The sequence below is a fragment of the Methylophilus sp. TWE2 genome (genome assembly GCF_001183865.1).
In the GTDB taxonomy this organism is placed as follows: domain Bacteria; phylum Pseudomonadota; class Gammaproteobacteria; order Burkholderiales; family Methylophilaceae; genus Methylophilus.
Genome location: NZ_CP012020.1, coordinates 1454351 through 1472539, shown reverse-complemented (window position 1 = coordinate 1472539; position 18189 = coordinate 1454351). Strand labels below are relative to the sequence as shown.

General features: G+C 49.3%; 15 protein-coding genes and 1 other RNA gene. 6 read left to right on the top strand and 10 right to left on the bottom strand.

The features are described 5' to 3' along the window. The first annotated feature begins 102 nt into the window (after positions 1-102). On the top strand, positions 103-1755 hold the full coding sequence (gene pgi, locus ACJ67_RS07165; protein ID WP_049638489.1) for a glucose-6-phosphate isomerase: 1653 nt from the start codon (positions 103-105) through the stop codon (positions 1753-1755). 60 nt (positions 1756-1815) lie between these two features. On the opposite strand, the gene ACJ67_RS07160 is transcribed toward pgi, so the two are convergent. From ACJ67_RS07160 to ACJ67_RS07150, 3 genes are all read right to left on the bottom strand, one after another. After that, on the bottom strand, positions 1816-2454 hold the full coding sequence (locus ACJ67_RS07160; protein ID WP_049638488.1) for a response regulator transcription factor: 639 nt from the start codon (positions 2452-2454) through the stop codon (positions 1816-1818). 70 nt (positions 2455-2524) lie between these two features. Continuing rightward, positions 2525-3673 (bottom strand): sensor histidine kinase, encoded by a 1149-nt coding sequence (locus ACJ67_RS07155; protein WP_049638487.1) that lies wholly within the window; start codon positions 3671-3673, stop codon positions 2525-2527. Positions 3674-3786: 113 nt separating this feature from the next. Then, positions 3787-5595: a GGDEF domain-containing protein gene (locus tag ACJ67_RS07150; protein ID WP_231587279.1), complete on the bottom strand. Its 1809-nt coding sequence runs from the start codon at positions 5593-5595 to the stop codon at positions 3787-3789. Between the two features lie 178 nt (positions 5596-5773). Between ACJ67_RS07150 and ffs the strand changes: the two genes are divergently transcribed. The 5 genes from ffs to ACJ67_RS07130 all read left to right on the top strand — a co-directional run bounded on the left by ffs (position 5774) and on the right by ACJ67_RS07130 (position 11392). Then, an RNA gene (gene ffs, locus ACJ67_RS14620) (signal recognition particle sRNA small type) lies at positions 5774-5870 on the top strand. Between the two features lie 132 nt (positions 5871-6002). Further along, positions 6003-7778, top strand: coding sequence for a DNA polymerase III subunit gamma/tau (gene dnaX / locus ACJ67_RS07145; protein ID WP_049638485.1), 1776 nt, complete (start codon positions 6003-6005; stop codon positions 7776-7778). Positions 7779-7804: 26 nt separating this feature from the next. Beyond that, positions 7805-8113, top strand: coding sequence for a YbaB/EbfC family nucleoid-associated protein (locus ACJ67_RS07140; protein WP_049638484.1), 309 nt, complete (start codon positions 7805-7807; stop codon positions 8111-8113). A 14-nt stretch (positions 8114-8127) separates the two neighbouring features. Further along, positions 8128-8727 (top strand): recombination mediator RecR, encoded by a 600-nt coding sequence (recR, locus tag ACJ67_RS07135; protein WP_018985407.1) that lies wholly within the window; start codon positions 8128-8130, stop codon positions 8725-8727. Between the two features lie 262 nt (positions 8728-8989). Next, positions 8990-11392 (top strand): EAL domain-containing protein, encoded by a 2403-nt coding sequence (locus ACJ67_RS07130; protein ID WP_049638483.1) that lies wholly within the window; start codon positions 8990-8992, stop codon positions 11390-11392. 7 nt (positions 11393-11399) lie between these two features. On the opposite strand, the gene ACJ67_RS07125 is transcribed toward ACJ67_RS07130, so the two are convergent. The 7 genes from ACJ67_RS07125 to ACJ67_RS07095 form a co-directional block, all read right to left on the bottom strand. After that, positions 11400-12044: an HAD family hydrolase gene (locus tag ACJ67_RS07125; protein ID WP_049638482.1), complete on the bottom strand. Its 645-nt coding sequence runs from the start codon at positions 12042-12044 to the stop codon at positions 11400-11402. Positions 12045-12055: 11 nt separating this feature from the next. After that, the gene (ubiG, locus tag ACJ67_RS07120; protein WP_049638481.1) at positions 12056-12754 is read right to left on the bottom strand and encodes a bifunctional 2-polyprenyl-6-hydroxyphenol methylase/3-demethylubiquinol 3-O-methyltransferase UbiG; all 699 of its coding nucleotides are present in this window, start codon (positions 12752-12754) and stop codon (positions 12056-12058) included. 27 nt (positions 12755-12781) lie between these two features. Further along, the gene (locus ACJ67_RS07115; RefSeq protein WP_049638480.1) at positions 12782-14107 is read right to left on the bottom strand and encodes a TRZ/ATZ family hydrolase; all 1326 of its coding nucleotides are present in this window, start codon (positions 14105-14107) and stop codon (positions 12782-12784) included. 102 nt (positions 14108-14209) lie between these two features. Next, positions 14210-15307, bottom strand: a complete 1098-nt coding sequence (locus tag ACJ67_RS07110; RefSeq protein ID WP_049638479.1) for an OmpA family protein — start codon at positions 15305-15307, stop codon at positions 14210-14212. Between the two features lie 123 nt (positions 15308-15430). Next, a complete protein-coding gene (locus tag ACJ67_RS07105; RefSeq protein ID WP_231587278.1) occupies positions 15431-16165 on the bottom strand; it encodes a (5-formylfuran-3-yl)methyl phosphate synthase in 735 nt (244 codons plus the stop codon). Then, complete coding sequence (locus ACJ67_RS07100) at positions 16162-16737, bottom strand: DUF447 domain-containing protein (protein WP_049638478.1); 576 nt, start codon at positions 16735-16737, stop codon at positions 16162-16164. The genes ACJ67_RS07105 and ACJ67_RS07100 overlap by 4 nt, the downstream gene beginning before the upstream one ends. A gap of 5 nt (positions 16738-16742) precedes the next feature. After that, entirely contained in the window at positions 16743-18185 is a 1443-nt protein-coding gene (locus tag ACJ67_RS07095) for a DUF6513 domain-containing protein (protein ID WP_049638477.1), read from the bottom strand. Between the last annotated feature and the right edge of the window lie 4 nt (positions 18186-18189).

Here is an 18189-nt window from a genome sequence, read left to right as displayed (position 1 = left end):
TAAACTGGTAGTAAAGATATTGCTATGCAAGACATGGCCGGACCATGTGCTTGCAAGCCCCCAAAAATTAATTGACTTGAAAAACGATAGCAACAACATAACATGGCAAAACTAACCACACACCCGAGCTGGCACGCGCTGAACCAGCATCAAATTGAAATGCGCAATGTTCAAATGCGCGACCTGTTCAAACAAAACCCGAAACGATTTGAAGAGTTTAGCCTCACCGTAGAAGATGTCCTGCTCGACTACTCCAAACACCGCATTACAAAAGAAACCTTAGCACACCTGTTTCAACTGGCGCGTGACTCCAATATTGAGCACTGGCGCAGCCGCATGTTCAGCGGTGAAAAAATCAATATCACCGAGAACCGTGCTGTATTGCACACCGCACTACGCAACCGTAGCAATACACCAGTGTATGTCGATGGCAAGGATGTGATGCCAGAAGTCAATGCCGTGCTGGCACAAATGCGTAGCTTTACTGAGCAGGTGCGTAGCGGTCAGTGGACTGGTTACACTGGCAAGCGTATTACCGACATCGTGAATATTGGTATTGGCGGCTCTGATTTGGGTCCAGTGATGGCTTGCGACGCCTTGAAACCATATGCAAGCCCGGATTTGAAAGCGCATTTTGTTTCCAACATTGATGGTGCGCATCTGATGCGTGTACTGGAAACCTGCCATCCGGAAACTACTTTGTTTATTGTGGCTTCCAAAACATTCACCACGCAGGAAACCATGACCAACGCCCATTCCGCTCGCCGTTGGTTCCTAAACGCAGCCCAGCAAGACCAGCATGTGGCCAAACATTTTGTGGCTTTATCCACCAATGCCAAAGCGGTACAAGCATTTGGCATAGATACCAAGAACATGTTTGCTTTCTGGGACTGGGTGGGTGGCCGCTACTCCTTGTGGTCAGCCATCGGTTTATCGATCGCCCTGTATGTGGGCATGGACAACTTTGAACAAATGTTGGCTGGTGGACACGCCATGGACCAGCACTTCCAGACTGCGCCGTTGGAACAGAACATGCCTGTTATCATGGCATTGCTCGGCATCTGGTATAACAACTTCTTCCATGTGGATACTCACGCCATCTTGCCTTACGACCAGGGGATGTCTCGCTTTGCAGCTTATTTGCAGCAAGCCGATATGGAAAGTAACGGTAAATTCATTTGCCGTGACGGCAGCCGCGTCAGCTATAAAACTGGACCAGTCATCTGGGGTGAAGCTGGCACCAACGGTCAGCACGCATTCTATCAGCTGATACACCAGGGTACGCAAATGGTGCCCGCTGATTTCCTGATGCCAGCTAACAGCCATTACAAAGTGGGCAGCCCAGACGATCAGCACCACAAAATCCTGCTCGCCAATTTTCTGGCTCAAACACAGGCATTGATGCTGGGTAAAACCCGTGAAGAAGCGCGTGCAGAACTCGAAAAACAGGGACTGAGTGGCGAAGCACTGGAAGACTTGTTACCGCACAAAGTATTCGAAGGTAACCGTCCAACGACCTCCATACTGTTCAAACAGCTGACCCCTTACACCCTGGGCAAGCTGATTGCCTTGTATGAACACAAGATTTTTGTGCAGGGTATTATCTGGGACATCAACAGTTACGACCAGTGGGGCGTGGAATACGGCAAGCAAATCGCCAGCCAAATTCTGCCACAATTGAATACACCGGAAGCCGTGACAGGGTTTGACAGCTCAACCAACGGCTTAATCAATTACGCGAAGAAAATATCCTAGTTAATTGATTAAAAATAAAAAAGGCCTCTTTTGAGGCTTTTTTTATTTTCAGGTCTATCATTAAACCAGCTGATTCTTGATCGCATAATGCGTGATATCCGCATTGTGTTTGAGATGCATCTTTTCAAGCAGGCGCGTACGGTACATACTGACTGTTTTGACTGATAAAGCGAGCTTATCAGCTATTTCACTCACAGAGAGGCCAGAAGCGATCAGTCGCATGACCTGAAACTCCCGATCTGACAATATCTCATGTGGTGCAATATTATGGTCTGTCCCCACCTGCTCGGCCAGAATTTCTGCCACATTCGGGGTGATATATTTCTTGCCTTTGGCCAGGGTATGAATCGCCGTCAACAATTCTTCTGAAGCGGTATGTTTGCATAAATAACCGGATGCCCCAGAGCGGATAGAGCGTACGGCATATTGCTCCTCCATATACATCGATAACATCAGGATATTGAGCGCAGCATTTTCGCGTTTAATCAGCTTGAGTGCCTCAATGCCGGTTTTATCCGGCAAGGAGATATCCAGCAACATCACATCAGCGCTCAACTCTCGCACGCACCTGATTGCCTGCGCTACATTTTCCGCCTCCCCTACCACTTCAATATCACCGCTGGCAATCAATATCTGCTTGATGCCAGAACGTAAAATGGCATGGTCATCCACAATAATGACTCTAATTTTAGTATCCAAGCTATTTCCTCAGTGTTGCCAATATAAAATTGGTCTTGTCAATTTATTGTAAAACGCTACGGCGGTTCTGTCACGACGAGATGGCAATCAATGGAGTACGCACTTCAATACAGGTGCCTGTTCCCTGGGCTGCAGCTACAATCTGGCACTCTCCACCCAAAGCCGCGGCACGCTCTTGCATGCCACGCAAACCAAAGGAATTAGGCTTGATTTTATCGGCAGGCGCGATGCCTATCCCGTCATCTGAAATGGTCATGAACAATACGTCACCGTTGAGGGACAGTTCCACGGCAACCTGATTGGCTTGCGCATATTTGGCAATATTTGAAAGTGCTTCCTGGCAGATACGGAACAATGCCATAGACTGGTCGGCATCACACTCCAGATCACGGCAATTGGTCAAAAATCTAGCAGTAACACCCAATTGTTTTTTAAACTGATTGACTTGCCACTCGAGTGCATCCACTAGGCCAAGGTCCAGTATATTAGGCCGTAAATTCCCTGAAATACGATGCACTGCGTCAAAGGTTTGATTAATGATGGCCTGCAGCATGGTTGCTTGTTCCATATTCACAGGCTGAGATTCTTCGATTTGCTGGATGATGGTGGAAAGACCTAATTTCATTGCGGTAAGATTGCCACCGAGGTCATCGTGAATTTCACGCGCGATACTGACGCGCTCCTGCTCCTTGACCTGGTGAATATGCGCAGTCAGTGCCTGCAAATCACGCCTGGCCTGCTCAATCTCTTGCTTTTCGTGTTTACTTTGGCTGATATTGAGCATGATGCCATCCCACTGCACAGCACCCTGCCCCAAATCACGTACAGTCGCCCGGATATTCACCCATTTCATGTCTTGCCAGTCAGCAATCCATATCCGCCCTTCCCAATCCAAGCGCTTATGATGTCTAGCCGACTTTTGCAATTTCTGCTTGAACTGGCTGGCTGAATGCTCTTCCATGGCCTGAAACAAGGTTTGCGCGTCCTTAAGCAAAGCCGCAGCAGGAATGCCTAACAGTGCCTCGCAGCCCTCACTCAGGTAGGTGAACACCACTTGACCATCTTCGGCCATGTGCATTTGAAATACCAGACCGGGGATGCTGGAAACAATCGCTGAAAATCTGCGCTCGCTTTCATGCAAGGCATCCTTGACACTATCGACAGGAACGTTGCCGAGAGAGGAACTGACAGTAGATGGATGGATAAAAGGAGTGGACAATTGGCACCTCAATCAAGATGCCAATTAGCATATCATGCCAAAGCGTGGCTGGGTATGCCTACCACCGTTTTAGGAGGAAAGCGCTTGAATACCGTGGTACATGTCCAAAATAGTTATGGGTTGGCTTCCAGGTCGAGTTCGGTCATCACACGGTTTTTGCCACTCTTCTTCGCCAGGTACATCGCTTGGTCGGCCCGCAGCAAAATTGTTGCCACGTCATCCTCAACCTTAAACAGCGCCACACCAGCACTGAAAGTAATCAGTAGCTTCTGGTTATTGCCCAGGAAATACTCCTTGGTCAGCGAGCGCTGCAAGCGCGTCATGGTCACTACCGCTTCGTTCAGGTTGGTATTGGGCAGTATGACCACAAACTCTTCGCCACCCATCCTGGTCACAATATCGGTTGGCCTGACTGCACGCTTGATCACGCTTGCCAGATGCTTGAGTGCAGAATCGCCTGCAGCATGCCCATGCTGGTCATTCAGTATTTTAAAATTATCAATATCAAGCAAGGCCACACTCAGTGACTCGCCACTACGACGGTGACGGGCGATTTCGGTATTAAATGCTTCATCCATACCGCGCCGGTTGAGTACCCCTGTCAGTTGATCAATCCGAACGACTTCACTCAATTGCTGCAACTCTTCTTGCAACTTTTGCATGCGCAACTGGGTATCACTCGCCACCCGCTGCTGATTCAGCAAATCATCACGCGAACGCATGATATCCGTCTGCATCACGGAAGTATCTCGCATCAAATGATTTACCAACTCATTGATTTTAATTAGGTCATCCGTTTTCGATAGCTCTTGAGCGTAACTTTCGATCTTGCCACCATATAATTCACTCGCATCCCCCATGTATTTCAGCTTGTCAATAAACGTACTGATCATGGCTTTGAACGAATTACGTGCTTCGATCAGGCTATGTTTTACCAGGCTTTGTTTATAAATCACTTCTTTGAGGCTTTTTTCTGCCTGCTTGAGTTTGGTTCTGTCTAGCGGACCGCTGATAATGGACTGCACGGCATATACCTGGCCACTGAGCCAGCCATCCTCTGCCACCAGTTCTCCAATGTTGGAAAGGAGCAAATGTAAGAGATCAATAATATCACCACGGACATCATCTTCTTTGGCACCTATCACTTCCACCCGTAACAACAAGGCTTTAAGGGATTTAGCCAGCGATTCCCATTCCTTGAGTTTTTTGGCACGCTCAGTACTTTCTTGCAAGGCTACGGCCTCAGCTTGTAAATCAGGATAGCCTTCCAGGCGAGGAATCAATCCTAATTGTAAGGTTTGTTTCAAGAGCGTTTGCAAGATGGTGAAAGCACCATGAAACTGTTGTACTTCACCAGGCAGACTAGCGGCTTCACTAGAAACATTGGCTACCTCTTCGACAGCAGGCAAATCTGCCGTATTGGTCAGAGGCACTCCTTCAGCCCGCGCATCTGCAGGTAGCCAATGATTCGCCATGCCAATCAGCTTGTCTGCCAAGGTTTCATCGTTACCAAAGTTGATCAGCACACGTTCTAATGTTTCACGCTTTCTGGCAACATCCACACCACTGCGCTTGTCATCCCAGGCTTGCAGCAAAGTACGTATTGCCTTTGGCCATTTGGTCGAATGGTTCAACTGAGACTGCATAGACTCGGTCAATAATTCGCCAAGCCCCTGCCAGTTGTCCTGCTTGAGTAATTTTTCCCAGCGGTTGATCCAGTTTGTCTGCTCTAATGAATCATGTGGCAACTGTTTAAGTGCTTTACGCAGTGCACTTGCGGCATCTTCTTTTGTTGGCTTGCCGGCCACCTCAAAATAAATTTGCGTGTAATTGTCCGGCGTCGGCTCCACGCGACGCGCAGCCATTTGCTTGATGGTTTCGCGGGCAATTTCAGAGGCGGTCATGGGTCCGTTAGCTGCCATAATGATTACCACAGTATTGGTTGAAAATAGGGATGATTATGCCGTGAAAAAATAAGCCTGTATGTCATTATAAGAAGGTAGATTATTGGTCATTTCTCATGCTTGTCATCCACCTTAGAAAACCAGCCCGCTGAAAAAATAAGCCGGTAAAAAAGGTTTTTTGCGTTACAATAGTGTCCGCGGGCCTCCCCGCATTGTAAGGTAGCCAATCTGGTCAGGTGCGGAAGCAAGCAGCCACAACTATCAAGCAAGTGCCGGGGGTTGGGCTCGCCCCTTTCTCTCTTGCCTCTTGTTTGTCAGACTGACCTAAAAATTAACAACACATTAATTTTACGTTCGCAAGCATGAGCAGGCAATTTAGGCTAAAGTACGGGTTTGCCCATAGCATTTAATCAGTAGAGTGCGCGATGTCTTACCAAGTATTGGCGCGTAAATGGCGCCCAAAATCCTTTGGCAGTTTGGTCGGCCAAGACCATGTCGTTCAGGCCCTAAGTAATGCCCTGAGCCAACAGCGTCTGCACCATGCCTATTTGTTTACCGGAACGCGTGGCGTTGGGAAAACCACACTGTCGCGTATCCTGGCCAAATCCCTTAACTGCGCCACTGGCATTACAGCCAATCCTTGTGGTGAGTGCGAAGCCTGCCTGGCCATTGATATTGGCCGTTATGTCGATTATGTTGAAATGGATGCCGCTTCTAATCGCGGTATTGCTGACATGGTCAGCCTGCTGGAACAGGCGATTTATGCGCCATCCTCTGGCCGCTTCAAGGTTTACATGATAGACGAAGTGCACATGCTGACCAAAGAAGCGTTTAATGCCATGCTGAAAACGCTGGAAGAACCGCCGGCCCATGTCAAATTTATCCTGGCGACCACAGACCCGCAAAAGGTCCCGGTCACCATCCTCTCACGCTGTTTGCAGTTCAACCTGCGCCAGATGGCCAGCAGCACCATCACTGCGCACCTGCAAGATATTCTTGGTCAGGAACAGATTGCTTTTGAGTCACCAGCCTTGCAACTTATTGCCCGTGCAGCCAACGGCAGTATGCGCGATGCGCTGTCACTCACCGACCAGGCCATTGCTTATGGCAACCAGTCTGTACGAGAAGGCGACGTTCGCAACATGCTGGGAGCGATTGACCAGAGCTATTTATATGAATTATTACGCGCATTGATAGCCAATGATGCCGTCACTTTACTTAATATTGCGCAGCAAATGGAGTCGCGCAGCATTGGTTTTGAAAGTGCCCTCAATGACTTGGCGGCGCTGTTACATTTGCTGGCAGTCGCACAACATAGCCCACAAGCCATTGCGGATGATCATCCAGAGCGCCAAACGCTGCTGGATCTGGCGGCGACCCTGACAGCCGACATGCTACAACTGTATTATCAGATTTGTATTCTTGGCCACCGTGACATCGGATTGGCGCCGGATGCCTATGCCGGGTTTACCATGACTTTGTTGCGTATGCTGGCGTTTAAAGCAGATGCTATGACGCCTGCAGTGCCAGCAGCTGGGAGCAGCACTCCACAGGAAGGTCCTTCCTCCCGTGGCAATGCTGGCGGTGGCGCTAGGGCTGCACTCGCGCAAAGCCGCCAAGTGAGCCCCCAAACACCAGGGGCAGCCCCCATCTTGGCAACAGCTTCCGCAGAACCTATGCCTGCAGAAGTAAACAGAACGGTTCCTCCTCCCCCAGGGCCCGCACCAGCCATTACTGTGCAGGCGATTCCTGAAATTGAACAGATTCCGCAGCAGGCCCTTTCATCGCCTGTGATGTCTGCTGATAATCCGCCCTTAGCCTGGGATGGCAATTGGCGGGCTCTGGTGGAGAATCACTTGAGCAAACTTGGCCTGGTACGGGCATTGGCACAAAACTGTGAGCTGGTGAACTTTGATGGCGATGAAATGACCTTACGTATCAGTGAGGCACACAAACATCTTGCCAGTGCCAATTACCTGGACAAGCTTAACACGGCATTGAATAACCATTTTGGCCGTCGGTTAAAACTAAATATCACCGCAGGCCAGGAAGCCAATACGCCAGCCAGGCAATTAGCAGTTGAAAAAGCTGAATTACAGGACCAGGCAACGCAAGCGATTATGAGTGACCGTTTTGTCCAGGGCCTGATGCAAGAAATGGGTGCGACCATCGTGCCCAACTCCATTAAACCATTACATTAACCACAATCACTTTAAGGAGCAGACAAATGATGAAAGGTGGCATGGGCAATATGATGAAACAAGCCCAGATGATGCAAGCCAATATGCAGAAAGCACAAGCAGAACTGGCAAACACTGAAGTAGAGGGCATTGCCAGCAACGGCATGGTAAAAATCACCATGACCTGCAGCAATGACGTCAAACGTGTGCAGATTGAAGATGCTGCAATGGATGACAAAGAAACACTGGAAGACTTGATTCTAATTGCACTTAAGGACGCGAGAGCAAAAGTAGAAGCGACCAGTGCTGCCAAAATGGGCAGCGTGATGCCTGCAGGCTTTAAACTGCCTTTCTAAACAGGATTTGAAGCTTGAACAATCCTGCCGTTCTCGAACAGCTGATCAGCGCACTACGCTGCTTACCGGGCGTGGGTCCCAAGTCGTCCACACGCATGGCTTATCACCTCCTGCAGCGTGACAGAGAAGGTGCACAAAAACTGGCTGCAAGTTTGCAGCAGGCGCTGGACAAGCTCGCTCATTGTGATTATTGCAATAACTTCAGCGAACACCAGGTATGTAGTGTATGCCTGGAAACCAGCCGTGACAAATCAACGCTATGTGTGGTCGAAATGCCTACCGACCTCATGATGCTGGAAAACACCCGCAGTTACCAAGGCCAATATTTTGTACTGATGGGCAAACTATCTCCCATGGATGGTATAGGCCCCAAAGATATTCATCTCGATAAACTGCTCAAGCGCGCGCAAGATACCGCCATTCATGAAGTCATCCTGGCCACCAATTTCACCTCCGAGGGCGAAGCCACTGCCCACTATATAGGGCAGATGCTCAAATCACGTGGCATCCGTGTGAGCCGAATTGCCCGCGGCTTACCTATGGGTGGTGAAATTGAGTACGTCGACAGCGGCACCCTCTCGACAGCCTTACTGGAACGCAAGGTTTTGACTTAGGACACCGTTTCCCAACAGCCTGGCACGAGCATCTCATCTCCACTGACGTATAAACGTGCACGTTCCGCACCAATTTGATGCAGGCAATTAGATCGTTTCGTGGCTTTTATGCCCGCTCATTATATAAATAAATCCCCTTTGCTTTCGTTATAGTCATCATGCGGACTTAGCAGAGAACCAGCAGAATATTTACCTGCCTGGTTCTGGCTAAGCCAAACAATAAGCGAGCTGTAACAATCTAACAAAAGCAAAGTGACTCTTCATGGAACTATTTCTGCATACTTTCGACGCCAACCTGCATGCCAACCGGGAAAATCCGCGTTTTTCAGGGGTCAATCAAACCTCATTTAGCTATCAGACCGAAGCTGAGTTGTTGCAGATACTCGACCAGATGATTGCCCAGGAATCAGTACATACGCTTAAGGATACCTGGGTGCTTGTTTCCGAGGATAACCAACCTGTCGCCCCCATGGAGGCGTTACAGGCAACCATGCCGTTCAATACATTCTATGCGCGCCACAAATATCCCTGGCTACTGTCTGATCTTGAGCCTCATGTGCAAATGCATTACCAACCCATCGTAGATTTTGGTCAAAGTGGCAAGGTTTTTGGGTTTGAAGCGCTTTGCCGCCTGAAAACACCTGAAGGCAACTGGCTTAACGGCATGGAAGCCTTTGCGCTGGCCGCCGAAGTGAAGCGCACACACGAACTGGATCTCGCCTGCCAACACCTTGCTTTAATAGGCAAGTCCCAATCTGTTTCTGCTGATAAACCGATCTTTATCAATGTCTTACCGCAAACCATCATGAGCCCGGGCTGGTTGGATTTCATTTTAAAAATCCTGGCGCAACACAATATTGATAAACGCGATGTAGTGATAGAGATTGTTGAAAGTGAGAAAACCAATCCGGAAGTACTGGCGCGAAACTGTGATGCCATCCGCATGCATGGTCTGCGTATTGCCCTGGACGATATGGGCTCTGGCTTTAATGGCCTGCGTATACTGGCAGAAGTACGGGCGGACTTTATTAAAATTGACCGTGCGATTGTGCATGAAGCGCAAGGCAGCCGTGTGAGGACCGTGTTACTGGAAGCCATTATCTCGATGGCACAGCGTTTAGGCTGCACCATCATTGCCGAAGGTCTGGAACGCGTTGAAGATATCACTTATTGCCAGGATTTAGGCTTGCATTACGCACAAGGTCATTATTTTGCCCATCCGCAAAGCACGCCCAGCGAAAAAGTGACCGCATTGCCTCCACGTGATGAATCCCATCGCTCTCACATTCCTGATGATTTTCATATCGGTGAATATATTAGCCATGGCCTGACAATTGATGTAAGTGGCACCCTCGCCGAGGCAAGAAACTTATTCAATGCGCATGCCGATGTGGCCATCGCGGTGGTATTGGATGGACAGACACCATTAGGTGTTCTACGACGTGGCAAAGTGTTTTCAAAGAAAGTCTCCGGCCTGGGCGCCTGCTGTGACCCATTGCCTAAAGTCATTAACCATCTCATGCCTTCTTCCACCCTGGCGCGTATTTTTTACCTGGAACGCAGCAATACGGATATATGGATCGCGGTCAATGAAGAAGGTGCCTATGTCGGCATCTTGCAACCTATGGAAATCATGGCCCAGTTGATTAGCCGCAAAGCCACAACGGGTAACTTACATCCCTTGAGCCATTTGACGACAGGCCCAACCCTGAGGCAAACGCTGGACAACAGCTTGCGTAACAACCCGAATACCCAACTCGTGTATATTGATCTGGATCACTTCAAGGCTTACAACGATCGCTACGGCTTCATCCGTGGTGACGCCATGATTCGCTTGTTATCAGAAATTATCCGTCAGGAGTACCAGGATAAATCCGGCGTGATGGTCGGCCATATTGGCGGGGATGATTTTGTGCTTATTTATGATCACAAAGCGCCCAAGCTCACGGAGACGCTGCTGCATATCATTAGCCAGTTTCAGGCCTTGGCGGTACATTTGTATGATACCAGTGACTTGGAGCGTGGATTTTTTACGACTGAAGATGGTAAAGACCATCCGGTTGCCAGTGTTTCTATCGCAGTCGTCAACGGCTCACAAGGCACATTGGAGAATAGCGTCATGGCTGCAGAACGGGCAGCTGTTCTCAAGAAAATTGGCAAAGCCAATATCGGCAGTATTATCGTGGTGGAAGATACGCCACCACAACCAATATTACCTAAAAAAGAATTCTATTCCGGCTGGCAACAAAAAGCCTTATCCGCCTTGCAATCGCTGCTGAATATTCAGCGTTCAACGGGCTCGCACGATCTGGATAGCTGTTTTTCCGAATTCCCTTATTTTGAAGTGATTTTCGAACTGGAACCCAACGGCATCCAGCGTTATGCCAACTGGATCAACCCGAACATGTACGGCAAAATCAAGGCGGGCGGCGCAGGGATAGACCGCAGTCAGCAAGCCTACTATCAAAAGGTCGCAGAAACGCATGCCCCTTACATTTCAACGATTTACCTGTCTACGGCCACGGAAGATTTCTGCCTCACAGTATCATTGCCTATCCTTAATGACGATGGCTCCCTGAAAAGCATTCTGGTTGCCGATATCAATATTGCGGCCATGGCTGTACTGAGCAGCACGCGCAATTTAAAGAATGCGCCCAATCCTTGACTAATCGTTACAAGTAGCCAAGCAAGTCCTTTGGATGCGCGATGCAAGCATGGGCGCCCCACTGTTCCGGTTTGTCCTTGACAGACAAGTAACCAAATAATGCCACCAGTGTTTTCATGCCTGCAGCATTACCCGCTTGTACGTCACGTTCTGCATCACCGATGTACAACACGGTTTGCGGATTTATTTTCATCCGTTCGCAGGCTAGTAACAAGGTTTGCGGCGAAGGTTTGGGTTGAGGCGCATCATCGCCACTAATCACCGCCGCCGCGCGGCTATCCAAGCCCATATGCGCAACCATGGGTTGGGTAAAACGACGTGGTTTATTGGTGACGATGCCCCAACGCAGGCCACGCTGTTCAATGGCCTGCAGGGTTTCTTCCATGCCCTCAAACAGGAGAGGCTGACGTGTCATGACCTGTGTATACAAGTCCAGGTACTCAGTGCGCATGGCTTCAAAGCTGTCGTCCGTTGGTAGCAGGCCGAACCCTACCTCCAGTAAACCTCGCGAACCATGTGAGGCATAAGGACGAATGGCCTCTTCAGGCAAAAAATCCAGGCCATGTCGCTCACGTTGCAAATTCAAGGCATAGCCTAAATCAGGGGCGGTATCAACCAGCGTCCCATCCAGATCAAACAAAACTGCTTGCATGTCACTTCCTGTCAGGCTTCCTTGATGGCATGCAGCATGTAATTCACACTGGTATCCGTGGTCAATGAGTATTGCTTGTTCAGCGGGTTATAAGTCACACCGGTCTGGTGCTGCAACTCCAATCCCGACTGGCGCATCCAGGCTGCCAGTTCTGAAGGTTTGATAAATTTACTGTAATCATGCGTGCCTCTGGGCAGCAGGTTAAGTACATACTCAGCACCGACGACTGCCATGAGATAGGCTTTTGCATTGCGATTCAGGGTTGAAAAAAAGACATGCCCTTCTGGTTTGACCAACGCTGCACAGGCGCGTACCACGCTGGCAGGATCAGGCACATGCTCCAGCATTTCCATACAGGTCACAACATCAAATGTCTGCGGCTTTTCCTCTGCCAATGCTTCAACCGTCACGCAACGGTAATCCAGTTTTACATTTGCCTCCAGCGCATGTAACTGGGCCACTTGGAGAGACTTTTCTGCCAGGTCTATACCAGTTACCTGCGCGCCGCATTGTGCCATGGACTCACTTAAAATGCCGCCACCACAACCAACATCCAGCACTTGCTTACCCGAAAGCTGTGCACGCCTATCAATATAATTCAGGCGCAAGGGATTCAATTGATGCAATGGCTTAAAGACGCCTTGCGTATCCCACCACTGATGTGCCAATTCGGCAAACTTATTCACTTCTGCTGCTTCTACATTCGCCATATCGTTGTTCCTTCTATTTTCGAGGGTCTATTGCAATTTAAGTTGCCACTGCAATGCAATAGACCGTAATTCTTCCGTTTCTATGCCATCAAATGTTGCCTGCCCATCATCCTGACGCTGATAACACAAGCGGCCATCGACCCAGGTATGTGTCACTTGCTCACGGCTGGCGACATAGACCAAATGTGAAACAGGATCAAAACAAGGCAGACTATTGAGGTCGTTAAGCTTGACGGCGACCAAGTCGGCCTGCTTGCCTACTTCAATGCTGCCAAGCTTGTCCTGCAGCCCCAGTGCGCGGGCACCGCGCATGGTGGCCATTTCCAATGCCTGGTATGCCGGCAGAGACTCTGCATTCTGATCTGCCACTTTGGACAATAAAGCTGCTATACGCATTTCCTGCCAAAGGTCTACCCGGTTATTGCTGGCAGCCCCGTCTGTGCCAAGCCCGACATTGATGCCCGCACGCAATGCCGCGGCTACCGGGGCTATCCCGCTCGCCAGCTTTAAATTGGAACAGGGACAATGTGCAAGATGCGCCCCTTGTATTGAAAGCGTTTCCAGTTCATTTTCGTCTAAATGAACGCCATGTGCCAGCACACTGTTTGGACCGATCACTCCCAACGACAGTAAACGCTGCAATGGACGTACCCCAAACTGTTCCAAACTTTGCTGTATCTCAGCTTGTGTTTCATGCAAATGGGTGTGAATACCCAGGTTTAATTGCTCAGACAGGGTCGCAATCTGTTCAAAGGTTTGATTGCTCACTGTATAGGGCGCATGTGGCGCGAATGAAAAACTGATATTTTTATCGGATTTATACTGGTCACGCACTTCGGTGCCTAACCTGATGTAATCACTGGCTGTTGCGGCGTAATTGGTGGGAAATTCCAGCACAGTCAGACCAATGTTAGCGCGCATGCCTAAGCGTTTGAGGGCTTCAATAGTCGCTTGCGGGAAGAAATACATATCATTGAAGGTTGTCACTCCTCCACTCAACATTTCAGCACAAGCTAATAAACTGCCATCATGTACAAAGGAAGTGGATACCCATTTCTTTTCTGCAGGCCAGATATGTTCATTAAGCCATGGCATCAAGGCCAAATCATCCGCATACCCTTTCAGCAAGTTCATGCTGCTGTGCGCATGCAGATTAATCAACCCGGGGATTAATGCATGCTGGGAACAATCGACTACTGGCCAACCGGTTGCCCATTCAGGGATGTCAGTCTTGGGTACTATCGCTACAATCTCTCCCCCCTTAACCAATACTGCATGCTGCTCCAATAATGTATGCTGCGCGTCTACAGTGACCAGCCAACGCGCTTTAATGATGTATTGTGTGTGAACCATAGCGCGATTATAACTGAGGCATCATGCAAAATCCTGACTCAGGGCAATGGTCATAAAAAAAGCCACGCATTCGCGTGGCTTTTTATTCAGACATCAATCTGATTATTGGCAACCAATTTGTTTAGTGCCTTCAGCGCGGATATCAACGCGACGGTTAGGTTGCAAGCAAGAAATCAGTTTCTTCGTTACTTTCTTACCTTCGCACTCAACCACTGGCTCAGATTTACCTTTGCCTTCAGAAGTGATGATATTGCTATCTACACCCTGTGCAATCAGGTAATCAGCCACCATCTTCGCGCGACGCTCGGACAATTTCTGGTTGTATGCATCGGAACCGATACGGTCTGTGTGACCTGTCACGATCACAGCGTTAATTTCTGGGTTAGCCTTGATCTTGGCTGCAGTTTCTTCCAGAACCTTACGGCCTTCTTCACGCAGGTTAGCCTTGTCGAAACCAAACAGTTTCTCAGCGCTCACTGTGACTGTTTCGTTTTGTGGCTTACATACTGGTGCTGGAGCAGGTGCTGGGGCTGGAGCAGGTGCTGGGGCTGGTTCAGCTACAGCTACTGGTGCTGGCTCTGGTGTTGGCTCTTCAACCACTGGTGCTGGCGCACCGAAACGGAAGATACCACCCAAGTTCACTAACGTATTGCCGATTGTTTCTGTATCACTACCTACAGCAGCAATATCAATTTTCGCACGGCTCCATTGGTGACGTACATCGGCTTGGATACCAAACTTATCATTAAACAGATATTGAGCGCCCAAACCAACGTTTGCCATCCATGAAGTTTTTTTACCATCGACATCAAAGCCTGGGATTGAATAATCAACATTATTACGCGCTGCGCCAATACCAGCTAAAAGGAATGGACGGAACTTGTCACGGCTAAACATATACAGTGCATCGAGACCTAAAGCAGTTTGCTTGTATTTGCCGCTAGCACCAGCAATGCCGGTATCTTCATCAGCACGGTTATAGCCCAAGCGACCTTGAATGTCCCAGTGCTCGCTCAGCTCTTTACCAATGGACAGGAAACCACCACGGCCATTGTCAGCTTCGAGATCATTGTCAGTGTTCATGTAAGTTGCACCAGGAACAACGTACCAGGCACCACGGTACATGTCTTCAGCCTGCGCAACTTGCGATGCAAATACAAATGCAGAAGCAATTGCCAAGCCTAAAAAACTTTTTTTCATTCATTGACTCCTTTGTTATTGGGCATTTTCGCCACATCTTTGAAAATACTTACATGTTGAACTATACGCAAACGTCAAGGTAGACGCAACCCTAAGTACCACTTCAAGCACGTATTTATTGGGTTATAGACCAATATCCAACAAATTTCCAGATACTTGCGAAACCAGCATGTGAACACGTTCTGGCGCTAAACCTTTGGATCGTTGCCCATCCATGCATACCCCGCTGCGAAATCCCAGATAATCTGGCGCAATATCTGACAGGGATTCAACATCTGCCAAGGAGAGCCCACCGGCGATTCCTACCCGCAATTGCAAAGATTTTGCACCCTGCACAAAGCGCGCCAATAGAGGCATGGCAACCATCTCCACTAAAACGGTAGATTTCTGTGGTGTATCCACCATCACACCCCAGTAGCCTTGTTGAGCCAGCCCTTGCAATCTTTTTTCCAACGCGGCATCCTTCAAACTGAGTGGGAGCAATACCGCGATCATTCTTTTCCCTTGGGCAATAAAATCATCAATGACAGATTGATAGGTGGCATCGTCCCAAATCGCTTCTGGCAACTTAATCACCTCAACGCCGAGTTGCAGGCGATGTTCAATCAATGCGATCAGATCCGCCGCTGAAGCACAACGATCACCCACAGTCGCGCTGATAGTGATGGACGCAGCTGGATATTGTTGTTGATGTGCTTTTACCGCCCCCACAATCGCTGCTGAGCTTCCAAGATCCAAAGCGGACAATGCACCATGACTGGTATCTTTCAAATCAATCAGGGGCACGCCCGCCGCTAACACCAATCGTGCCTCGGCGACCGAATTGACACTCACTAATACTTGCATCACTTGACTCATGCTTGTTGCAAACCGCTTTGTTGCGCCAGATGATTATTCACACAATCAACCAGCCATTGCCAGGCCTCAAGCTCGCGTGGCCCTGCGGTTTTATCGATGGCAATTTGCAGGTATTGCATTTCCTGCGTAACTTTCTCAATCGGCAAGCGTTGCAAACGGCTGACCAGGACTGCCAGTTCAATCACGGCGGCCTGCGCCCGGTTAAAGCCCATAAATGGCACGTGCGTTTCACTTTCGATCACTTTGAGCCATAACTTAGGTCGCACCTCATCTTCTTCCACTTGTGTCAGCGTCAGCACATGATGGGCCAGGCAGTCTTTCAGCCGGAGTGCTTTACCTTCTGCAACGACCTCAGTGGCAAAAGTGGTTTTTTTGGCAATCGCCGCGGCAAACACGCGTACATCATCGGTCAGATTCAAAACGGCCATGCCCGTTTGCAAGATATTCTGCAAAGTGGTTGAAGGCTTGAAAGGCATGATCAACACTTTGCCGTCATGCCATTGAATACCAAATGGTGCAATGTGCGCCTCGCCCTCAGGCGAACAAGTGGTCACAATGGTTTCATATATCATCAAAATTATTCCGTGTCTGGCGTTGAATTACCGTCTTTTTGCTGACGCACATTTTCTTGACGTTCTTTAATAGAAGCTTCTCTATGCGCGACTTTCGCTTGCCTGTTTTGTTGTACTGAAGCCACGCCCCACTCCAGCAGTTCATCCTGCACATAACGCTTTTTCAGTTGCCAGGCGATTTGTGCACGGGCCAACTCTACGCCCAGGTAGAACGCATGCGATGCATCGTCTTGTACATTCAAACCGGGGTAAAAGCGGTAAGGGTCGGTGTCGTGCTGTATCCCCTCGCGATTATAAACGTGCACCCCCTCCTCACTCACCATAATACGGAAGCTGGGATCTTTGATCTGGCTAGCCATCTCAGCGATTTCTTGCGCACTGTAGGGAAATGGTTTACGGTCGTGTAGCCCGAGCAAACCGTTTGAATATCCACGTGGCAAGCGTTTATCCTGGTGGGCACGGAACATCACGCGGCGTGCAACATCTGCTTCAGCGACGGCCTCACAGGCATGCGGACTGACAGAAGTCGCCAGCACCGCATTGATATTGAGCTCACTGATCATGCCAAACAATAAGGCATTCATCCCTGTGGTATCTGCATCAGTTAACTCGGTAAGATTGCCCACACCCATCATGATGGCGATCTCTGGGTACTTTTTACGCAGCTTTTGGTAGCGCACAATAGAATTGGTGAATCCAAAATGGATGGGATCCAGAATCGGGTCTGCAATAAATGTGCGCCCACGTTGCAGGCAATGCTCTATAGAACGTTGCAAGCTGGCCAGACTGCCAGGTTTGGCCGGAATCAGGATAGGCGTAGAGGCCACTTCATCCGCGATCCACAGGCTTTTTTCATGCAAACTGAGCAAGAAATCAGCACCGGCCTTGCCGGCCGCCAACAGGTCCTCTTCACGCATCGAATCTACGCTGACACGAAAACCTTCAGCCTTGAGCGCACGCACGGTATCGGTCATGTGTGCAAAGGATTTTCCTGGCAAGCAGCCCAGGTCAATCACATCTGCGCCTTGCTGCTGGAAATGTCTGGCTTTGGCGATGATCTGCGCGATAGTGAGGTCTGGCGCATCGACAATTTCAGCAAAAATGGTGACGCTATGCTGCGTCAGGTCTGGCGCCTTGCCCTGCTGTCCAAAATATTGCGGCAAATCTTTCAAATCCTTGGGTCCACGTTCCACAGGCACTCCCCATTGCGCCTCAAGCGGCGCCAGGTCACCCTGGCATAAGCCAGGCAAGATCACTTTATCTATATTGTCGACTTTAGGTAAGCGTCGTGCGATCAGGGGCGGCGTCATCAGGGCAGCCACCGACACACCGATTTGCTTCACTTCGTATTCAAAAGGTGAGTGCTTATGCGCTGCCTGGATAGACTGCAAGATTTGACGCAGACTGTGTTCTGCCAGTTTTCCGGTAAGAAACAGCAGTCGATTCATGAAG

Bases quoted from the DNA above. Each gene is read 5' to 3' on its own strand.
- ACJ67_RS07110 (WP_049638479.1), bottom strand. From the start codon at position 15,307: ATGAAAAAAAGTTTTTTAGGCTTGGCAATTGCTTCTGCATTTGTATTT.
- ACJ67_RS07125 (WP_049638482.1), bottom strand. From the start codon at position 12,044: ATGCAAGCAGTTTTGTTTGATCTGGATGGGACGCTGGTTGATACCGCC.
- ACJ67_RS07130 (WP_049638483.1), top strand. From the start codon at position 8,990: ATGGAACTATTTCTGCATACTTTCGACGCCAACCTGCATGCCAACCGG.
- ACJ67_RS07115 (WP_049638480.1), bottom strand. From the start codon at position 14,107: ATGGTTCACACACAATACATCATTAAAGCGCGTTGGCTGGTCACTGTA.
- ACJ67_RS07150 (WP_231587279.1), bottom strand. From the start codon at position 5,595: ATGGCAGCTAACGGACCCATGACCGCCTCTGAAATTGCCCGCGAAACC.
- ACJ67_RS07095 (WP_049638477.1), bottom strand. From the start codon at position 18,185: ATGAATCGACTGCTGTTTCTTACCGGAAAACTGGCAGAACACAGTCTG.
- ACJ67_RS07100 (WP_049638478.1), bottom strand. From the start codon at position 16,737: ATGATATATGAAACCATTGTGACCACTTGTTCGCCTGAGGGCGAGGCG.
- ubiG (WP_049638481.1), bottom strand. From the start codon at position 12,754: ATGGCGAATGTAGAAGCAGCAGAAGTGAATAAGTTTGCCGAATTGGCA.
- dnaX (WP_049638485.1), top strand. From the start codon at position 6,003: ATGTCTTACCAAGTATTGGCGCGTAAATGGCGCCCAAAATCCTTTGGC.
- ACJ67_RS07105 (WP_231587278.1), bottom strand. From the start codon at position 16,165: ATGAGTCAAGTGATGCAAGTATTAGTGAGTGTCAATTCGGTCGCCGAG.
- pgi (WP_049638489.1), top strand. From the start codon at position 103: ATGGCAAAACTAACCACACACCCGAGCTGGCACGCGCTGAACCAGCAT.
- ACJ67_RS07140 (WP_049638484.1), top strand. From the start codon at position 7,805: ATGATGAAAGGTGGCATGGGCAATATGATGAAACAAGCCCAGATGATG.